Origin of the sequence: Trebonia sp. (assembly GCF_049794275.1) — a bacterium.
In the GTDB taxonomy this organism is placed as follows: domain Bacteria; phylum Actinomycetota; class Actinomycetes; order Streptosporangiales; family Streptosporangiaceae; genus Trebonia.
In genome coordinates this window covers 1-6,152 of sequence record NZ_JBARCR010000839.1, presented here as the reverse complement: position 1 = coordinate 6,152, position 6,152 = coordinate 1, and the positions used below count along the sequence as shown (strand labels likewise).

The 6,152-nt window shown below is 69.5% G+C and carries 5 protein-coding genes and 1 pseudogene; 3 read left to right on the top strand and 3 right to left on the bottom strand.

Features of this window, described 5'->3' with window-relative positions; translation table 11 throughout:
• A pseudogene (locus WA805_RS21775) lies at nt 1-148 on the bottom strand (IS630 family transposase); the annotation flags it as partial.
• 19 nt (nt 149-167) lie between these two features.
• Nucleotides 168-878: a hypothetical protein gene (locus WA805_RS21770; protein WP_422275502.1), complete on the bottom strand. Its 711-nt coding sequence runs from the start codon at nt 876-878 to the stop codon at nt 168-170.
• A gap of 570 nt (nt 879-1,448) precedes the next feature.
• Between WA805_RS21770 and WA805_RS21765 the strand changes: the two genes are divergently transcribed.
• The 3 genes from WA805_RS21765 to WA805_RS21755 all read left to right on the top strand — a co-directional run bounded on the left by WA805_RS21765 (nt 1,449) and on the right by WA805_RS21755 (nt 3,944).
• Nucleotides 1,449-1,634: a hypothetical protein gene (locus WA805_RS21765; protein WP_422272851.1), complete on the top strand. Its 186-nt coding sequence runs from the start codon at nt 1,449-1,451 to the stop codon at nt 1,632-1,634.
• Nucleotides 1,635-1,792: 158 nt separating this feature from the next.
• Nucleotides 1,793-2,680: an NAD(P)-dependent oxidoreductase gene (locus WA805_RS21760; RefSeq protein WP_422272853.1), complete on the top strand. Its 888-nt coding sequence runs from the start codon at nt 1,793-1,795 to the stop codon at nt 2,678-2,680.
• A 232-nt stretch (nt 2,681-2,912) separates the two neighbouring features.
• Complete coding sequence (locus tag WA805_RS21755) at nt 2,913-3,944, top strand: aldo/keto reductase (RefSeq protein ID WP_424560352.1); 1,032 nt, start codon at nt 2,913-2,915, stop codon at nt 3,942-3,944.
• A 176-nt stretch (nt 3,945-4,120) separates the two neighbouring features.
• Here the strand turns inward: WA805_RS21755 and WA805_RS21750 are convergent, their stop codons facing one another.
• Entirely contained in the window at nt 4,121-5,533 is a 1,413-nt protein-coding gene (locus WA805_RS21750; RefSeq protein ID WP_425243254.1) for a glucose-6-phosphate dehydrogenase, read from the bottom strand.
• Between the last annotated feature and the right edge of the window lie 619 nt (nt 5,534-6,152).

Genomic DNA, 6,152 nt, shown 5'->3' with positions numbered 1-6,152 from the left:
GGTTGAGTTCGGAGGCGTAGGGCGGGAGCCGGTAGGCCGTCAGCCAGGACCTGGCGGCGGCCAGCTCGGCCATTGCGCGGCTGACGTGGGAGTTCAAGTTGTCCCAGGCCAAGACGACGGGCCCGTTCAGCTGCTGGTGCGCGGCGTCCGGGAACGGGCGTATCCGTCTAGTCGTTGGCGCCGATGACCTTGAAGTCCTGGTTGACGAAGATGTGGTGCGGCCAGTTGACGCCTATGTAGTGGACCTCGTAGTCGCCGTTGCCCAGCTCCACAACACGGTCGACGACGCCCCCCGGGTAGGCGGCCAGCGCAGCTTCCGTCGCCTTATTGGCTGCCGTTCCGCTGGCGAGCGTCCCCGACCCCTGGGTGTAGTCCGCCGGGACCTGACCAACCGTCTTTGACGTGGCCGGTGCACCCTGCTGAAAAGGGACCACCCCTGCCGCCGAGGAAGCCGCCGATCCTTCGCTGCCAGCCGGCTGCACGGTGACCTGCGTGGCCGTGATGGTCGTTGAGCTGGTCGTCCCGAGTACGAGGACGGGTTGGCCTTTTGTAATGGCACTCGCCGGCGCCGGGCTCGTCCCGTTCTGGTACGTCGTGGAGGACGTCTCCTTGACGGTCACCTTCTGACCCGCTGATGTCGTGATTGTGAAGCCCGACGTGGACAGGCTGCTGACGGTGCCGGATGATCCCCCCGCGGCCGGCCCGGACCGGGCGTTGGATCCCCCGCCGCCAGAGCTGCTCCCGGCAGCGGGGGCGGTGCTAGCAGCAGCAGTAGAGCCGCTGCCGGAGGTTGCGCTGACGATCCCGTAGGAACCGCCCGCGACCGCGATGGCCGCGGCGCCGACAACGATGGACCTGGTGAGTTTGCGGGGAAACATTTGTTGAGCTCCTTGCGTCGATGCCCTGGATCTGAGGATGGCAGCCGACGGTGGAACTGCGATGGAAGCAACCCGGAAGGTGGCCGAAAGGCTGGCCGGCACAGGCTGAGGCTTAGCTCTGAGGCTTAGCTGAGGCTTAAAACCCGCGGTGCTGGCTGTGCTAATTCCCAGATCCGAACCTGACGACCGGTGCAGCGGCAAAGTGCATCAACTGCACCGTACGAAGCTGACCGCATGCAACCTGCGTAGGCTCGCTGACCTGCATCAGCGATCTTCACCGACCTTCCTGCACCTCGATGGCATGCAAGAGGTCTCAATTCTGGGGGTTACAGAAGGTGAGCTCAGCAGCGGGCAGAAGAGTGTCTGATGGCCTCGAATGGTTGTCCTTCTCCACCGAGCAGAGTGTCGAGGGGAACGCCTCGGCAGGCATGTCCAGCTTGACCCGGGCTTACAGGACTGTCAGGCCCGCCGGGCACCGGAGATCGCCAGTGAGCGGGCCCGCGATCCGCAGGCGCGGCAGCGAATAGGAGAAGCTGTGGCCGCTGTCGGCCCTGGAGATCCTCAGCCCCGGTGACAGCGAGTTCCTCATCGGGCGATGTCCCGGCCCTGACCATCCGACGCGACTCCCCCGCCGTGCTAGTGCCGAACCAGGCCGCCTTCCCGGACACCGCCAGGTTGCTGCCGGTCATGGTGCCGGCCCTGGGCCGCGCATCGCGGTCCGCCGGGCTGCTGGACAGCTCATCATCCGTGCCCTAGCGGACCACGGCGTACACGGTCTCCGCGGAGGCCGAATGAAGCCGGCCGCCATGACCTCGTTTTCATTGGCCCAGCCGCCTAGGGTACGCATGAGGGTCCGGTCGGCGCGATGCTGGTAGGACTCGTCGCCTGGCAGTCGCCTGGCAAGGGAGAGACCGATGGCACGGACGCACGAGCCGGTTGCGGTGCTCGGCATTGGAGCGATGGGCCACGGGATGGCAACCAGTGCTTTGCGCGCGGGCATCCCGACGATCGTCTGGAACCGCACGATGGAGGCGACCCGGGACCTGGCTGAGCTCGGCGCTGAGGTCGCCGAGACCGCCGCGGGCGCAGCGCGGCGAGCCGCGATCGTGGTCACGATGGTGACCGACGCCGATGCCGCCCTTTCGATCGCAAGGGACCAGGGGATGCTCGCTGCTCTGGCTCCCGGCGCGATCTGGGCCCAGATGAGCACCATCGGCGTGGCGGGGACCGACCGCGTCGTAGCCATGGCCGGTGCTGAGCGCCCGGACGTGATGCTCCTGGATGCGCCAGTGTCGGGAAGCAAGGATCCGGCAGAACACGGCCAGCTGACGATCTTCGCGTCAGGACCCGACGAGGCGCGTCCGCGTGTCGCTCCGCTGTTCGACGCACTCGGCCAGCGCACGATCTGGGTCGGCGCGGCCGGGGCCGGCACGCGGCTGAAGCTGGTGAACAACACCTGGCTGGCATTCGCGGCGGAGGCGGTTGCCGAGTCTGTGGCTCTTGCTCGCCGGCTGGGCCTTGAGACCGAGACGGTGGTGGACGCGCTTGGCGGCGGCCCGCTCGTGTCCACCTGGCAGGCAGCCAAACTGCGCCGTATCGCCGACGGGGAGTTCTCGGCCCAGTTCGCGCTGTCGCTCGCGCTCAAGGACGTGCACCTTGCCCTCCAAGCGGCCGGCGGCGACCGGTTCGCCGTCCTTGCCTGCCTGGCTGACGAATGGCAGCAGGCCGTTGAGCAAGGTCTGGGCGAGCAGGACCTGACCATCGTGACCCGCGTGCTCGAACAGCAGGGAGGGACGCCCTGACCCTGACCGGGGTGCTTCACGCATACCGCCACCGCGGCTTCGCTGGCCTCATGGTCCGGAAGTTCGGCGACCGCCCCGAGGCGGCTATGGACCGCATGGATCCGGCAGCTGCCCGCCAGCTCCGTTAGACCGGCCTCCGACAGCACCCGGCGCGCCGCCTGACCACGTGATGGCGAACATCCGCGCGGACGCGTATCTTTTGCGGCGCTCCGGGTCTCGCTAGCCTGGCTTTATGGACTATCGCATGCTGGGAGGCAGCGGCTGCGCGGTGTCGAGCCTGTGCCTGGGGACGATGACGTTCGGCGTCGAGGCCGACGAGTCCGGCGCGCACCAGCAGCTTGACCGTTTTATCGAGGCGGGCGGAACGCTGGTGGACACGGCGGACGTGTACGGCGGCGGGAGGTCGGAGGAGATCATCGGCCGCTGGTTCGCCAACCGCCCTTCCGATGTCACCGAGCCCGTGGTGCTGGCCACCAAGGGCCGTATGCCGGTGGATGACTCGCCGAACGGCGCCGGGCTGTCCGCGCGCCACCTGACCCGCGCGCTTGAGTCTTCGCTGCGCCGGTTGGGGCTGGAGGCGGTCGACCTGTACCAGGTGCATGCCTACGACCCGCTGACGCCGCTCGAGGAGACCTTGCGGACGATCGAGGGCTTCATCCAGGCCGGCAAGATCCGCTACTGGGGGCTGTCCAACTTCACCGGCTGGCAGCTGACCAAGGCCGTGCACCTGGCCCGAGCCCTGAACGTGGCTGGGCCGGTGACCCTCCAGCCGCAGTACAGTCTGCTGGCCCGGGAGATCGAGTGGGAGATCGTGCCGGCCGCGCTCGACGCCGGGATGGGCCTGCTGCCCTGGAGCCCGCTCGGCGGCGGCTGGCTGTCCGGCAAGTACCGCCGTGACCAGCGCCCGGCCGGCGCGACCCGCCTCGGCGAGGACCCCGGCCGCGGCATGGAGGCCTACGAGCGGCGCGGCACGGACCGGACCTGGCACGTCATCGACGCGGTGCAGAAGGTCGCCGAAGACCGCGGTGTGTCCATGGCCGAGGTCGCGCTGGCCTGGCTGACCGCCCGGCCCGCGGTCAGCTCGACGATCCTGGGCGCCCGGACGCTGGACCAGCTCGAGGCCAACCTGCGCTCAGCCGGGCTGCGCCTGACCGCGGCCGAGACCGCCACACTCGACGCCGCCAGCGACCCGCACCCCGTCGACTATCCCTACGGCGAGCTGGGCGTCGAGCAGCGAGCCCGCACCCTGCCGGCCGGCCACTGAGCACCGTCACTGAGCCCGGCCGTCGGCTAGGACGATGAGCTGGCAGACGTGCTGGTCTGGGTGAACACCCAGCACAGCGGACCGTCTCGGCGGGATCCAGGTGCTGCTGCCCGAGGCTCGCAAGCGCAGAGAGCCGGGATCGGTCCAGCGGGCCGGCCGGTGCCGTGGCCGGGCAGTTACTGGCCCAGGAGCCATTGCCCTGGCGCGATGAGCTGGCGGGCTTCGGCCGGCCCCCACGAGCCGGGCGCGTACCCGCGGACCGGGGGCGGGCTGGTGAGCAGCGGCTCGGCCACCTGCCACACCGCGGCCAGCCCGTCCGGCCGGGTAAACAGCGAGCGGTCGCCGATCAGGACGTCGTGGATCAGCCGCACGTACGGTGGCAGCGGGTCGGCACCGTGCAGGCTGGCCAGCGGGAACGCCGCGCGGACGACGTCGAGGTCCAGCGCGGGCCCGGGCTTCTTGGCCACCAAGAGCAGGTCGATCTCCCCGTCACCGGCCAGCGAGAAGGACAGCACGTTCCCATCGCGGGGCAACTGGCCGGCCAGCGGCCCAGGCGGCTCGCGCAAGATCAGGCTGACCTGCTGCTTGGACGCGGCCAGCCGCTTCCCGGTGCGCAGGTAGAACGGCACATCCCGCCAGCGGGGGTTGTCGATCCACACCCGGGCGGCCACGAACGTGTCCCGGCCAGAGTGCGGATCCACACCCGGCACCGCCCGGTACCCGTCGAACTGCCCCAGCACGACCTCCTGCGGGTCCAGCGGCCGGAAGCAGCTCAGGACCTCGTTCCGGGCCGCCTGCAGGCCCGGCGCGTCCAGGCTGGCTGGCGGTTCCATGGCGACCTCGGCGGCCACCTGGAACAAGTGCGTGACGAGCATGTCCAGGACCGCGCCGGTGGCGTCGTAGAACTGGGCCCGGTCACTGATGCCGAGCGTCTCGGGCACGTCGATCTGCACCGACTCGACGTGCTCGCGATCCCAGTACGCGGCGGACGAGCTGTTGGCGAAGCGGAGCACGTGCAGATCCTGGGTCGCTTCCTTGCCCAGGAAATGGTCGATCCGGTACACCTGCTGCTCATCCAGGACCGAATGAACGATCTGGTCGAGTTCGCGGAAGCTGCCGGGCGAGGTGCCAAACGGCTTCTCGAAGACAACCCGGGCGCCATCGGCCAGCCCGTACTGCCCCAGGGCCTGGGTCAGCCCGCCGAAGGCCACCGGCGGGACGGCCAGGTAATGCACCAGCTGCGGGCTGCCGCCGACCGATGCGCGCGCCTGGCCGAGCACGTCCGGCAAGCTGCCGGGATTGCCGGAGCTGAACCCGCCGCCGGCGAAGAACACGCGCTGCGCGAATGAGTCCCAGTCCGTGCCCTCGGGCTTGGGACCGAACTCGGTGAGCGCATCGCGGACGCGGGCGCGGAAGTTCTCGTGCGTGATGTCGCCGCGGCCGTTGCCTACCAGCAGCCACTGGCGGGGAAGCAGCCCTTCGCACGCCAACCGGTACCAAGCCGGCAGCACCATGCGCCTGGCCAGGTCACCGGTCGCCCCGAACAGGACGAAAACCGCCGGCCGTGCCGCCGGATCTGGCTGCTGCATCGCGGTCACCACGCCTCCAAGCTACATTCCTGCCCCGGCCCGCCAGGGCCGCCCTTCCTCCTCGAGGAACCCTTACCTGCCGGTTCAGGATTAGCAGCTGCTCCTGTTGCGCCGATCCCCATGTCGACCGCGGGCTGGCCGGAGACGCCGCGGAACTACATCAGGCCAGCGAGAGCGGCAGTGTGGCTCGATGAGGAGATCATTTGGCGCGAGAGTCGGCCGGGTCCGTTCGGGATAAAGGGAGAGCACTGACGCGGACGCAGCGGCTTTGCTGCCGCCCTTGTTAAGGGAGGCTCAATCGGGCGTTCGCGCGGGGTCCTTCCGGTTGCCGAGTGGCTGGTACCAGCCGTCGACTCGGCAGCCAGCGGCAGGAGGGGCGCAACTCACCGACGCTTCTTGTTCGCGAGCGTGATCGCCGCACCGCTGACCAGGCAGGAATAGCGCTCGCATGCATACGGGGCCGAGAGCCCAGAAGGAGGCGGCTTCGCCGCCGCTCACCTCCAGGGCGCGCCGCGCAGGCTACGGGGGGAAGAGCGGGCAGGCGCCCGCCGTACGCGCGGCACGCAAACCCCCGCGGTGGCGGGCTCGTGTCCGGCTTGGCGGCAGCGGCTCCTTCGGC